The following is a 1,882-nucleotide window of genomic DNA, read 5'->3' on the forward strand; positions in this document are numbered from 1 at the left end:
GCAGTATACGAAAACACACCTCGCTAGCTTTTAGAAATATTCTGAAATAAAGAAGATAGACTGATCTGCTCGTACCAATGCGATAGCTGATTCAGAGTAGAGTAAGAGCGGATTTCTTTTATCCGATCGCCTTGCAATCCGTCAAAGTGCACTTCAATAAACAGTTGGCTATCAAAGTAGAGGCACCGAGCATCTTGTTTGGAACCGTTGACTTCAACGATAAAATCGAGCAGTCGGCAGTCATTGTAAATGTACTGAAGCTGTAGTTGAGGAGCGAGCTGATTGAACTTGAAACAATTCATACTCAAAACAACCTATTTTTATTAGGAACCAGTAACCGGAATAGTGGTAGAACCTACAGCGTAGTGTTTCCTAATAATTTACTATACAACTGCGGTAGGTCGTCGTTTTTTACGATTCATCCGCGGAATCCTACCATTCAGCTAGTTTAATTCGCCAGTCGCTGCCCAAATATGCACCTTAGGCTTATCAAAATCACTAGGCTATGCGTAATTTCACTTGCATTTCTTACGGTTTAACACTTTTAGGTATCATCAGTAACAGCTACTTATTTGGCCAAACCACTTGGTCGGGAGTAGTAACTAATGGGACTCAACCTATTGTGGGAGCCAACGTCTACCTAAAGAACACCTACTTTGGAGCTACCACCGATACCACCGGTGCGTACGCTTTCACAGCTGATCCGGTTGATACGACCTATCTGATCGTCAGTGCAGTGGGTTACCAGCCGCAGCAGCAACTTATTCTAGCTTCTAACCTTACCCCTTCGTTAGATATTCAACTTCAGGAAGCTAGCCACACTCTGCAAGGAGTTACCATTAGTGCCGGATCATTTGAAGCTAGCGATAAGCATCAGGCTATTGCTTTGAAACCGCTGGATATTGTGACGACGGCCGGAGCCCTGGGCGATATTGCCGGTGCCCTGCAAACACTCCCTGGCACTCAGGCGGTGGGAGAAGACGGTCGGTTGTTTGTTCGGGGGGGCGATGGGCACGAAACTAAAGTATTTATTGATGGACTGCTAGCGCATAGCCCATTCAATGCGTCGGTTCCGGGAATACCGACGCGGGGAAGGTTTTCTCCTTTTCTGTTTAAAGGAACTACGTTTAACACCGGAGGCTATTCGGCTGAATACGGACAAGCATTATCTTCAGCTTTACTACTGAATACCAATGATTTGGCCGACCAGACCCAAACTGATATATCGCTGATGACGGTAGGGGGAAGCGTATCGCACCAACACCGCTGGGATCAATCGTCGGTTTGGGTGGAGGGAGGTTACACCGATCTGAGTGCTTACCAATGGGCAGTTCCGCAGGATATTCAGTGGGTTACCGCGCCTAAAGCATGGAATAGCTCCGTCGCTTACCGCCAGAAGACTTCTGCAACCGGAATGATAAAAGGGTACGCTCAGGTCAGCCGGAGCCAACTGGCAGTACACCAGCCTGATGTAGAGCAGCTACCGAATACCAATCTGGTGTCGCTGGAAAATGATAACCTCTACGCCAACGTATCTTTTCGGGAAGCGCTGGGCAAAAAATGGATTTGGCAGACAGGCCTATCGTACACCTACGACGAGCAAGAAGTAACTATCGACAAATTACCCGTTTGGCAGCAACAACAAGGCATACACGCCAAATCAGTAGGAACGTATGATCTAAACCCTAATGTGGCGATTCGTATCGGGGCGGAGTACTTTCATGATCAGTTTGATTGGAAAACGCCGGTTGCTGAAAATAAGGGTTCAGCAGATTTGTTGCTGCTTGATCGGCGGGCATCTCAGATTGTAGAAACCAATGCTTACCTAACCAAGCGTCTGGTATCTCGCCTAGGAGTACGAACCGAATACGCTCAACTAACG

At 47.2% G+C, this 1,882-nt stretch carries 2 protein-coding genes; one reads left to right on the top strand and one right to left on the bottom strand.

The genetic code is table 11. The features are described 5' to 3' along the window. Positions 1 to 23: 23 nt before the first annotated feature. Entirely contained in the window at positions 24 to 302 is a 279-nt protein-coding gene (locus tag WBA23_RS02900; RefSeq protein WP_424580747.1) for a hypothetical protein, read from the bottom strand. Positions 303 to 505: 203 nt separating this feature from the next. Here WBA23_RS02900 and WBA23_RS02905 point away from each other — a divergent pair. Next, positions 506 to 1,882 (top strand): carboxypeptidase-like regulatory domain-containing protein (locus tag WBA23_RS02905; RefSeq protein WP_424580748.1); only part of this gene is annotated, 1,377 nt, incomplete at its 3' end.

This window comes from Tunicatimonas sp., from assembly GCF_049647865.1.
Classification (GTDB): domain Bacteria; phylum Bacteroidota; class Bacteroidia; order Cytophagales; family Cyclobacteriaceae; genus Tunicatimonas.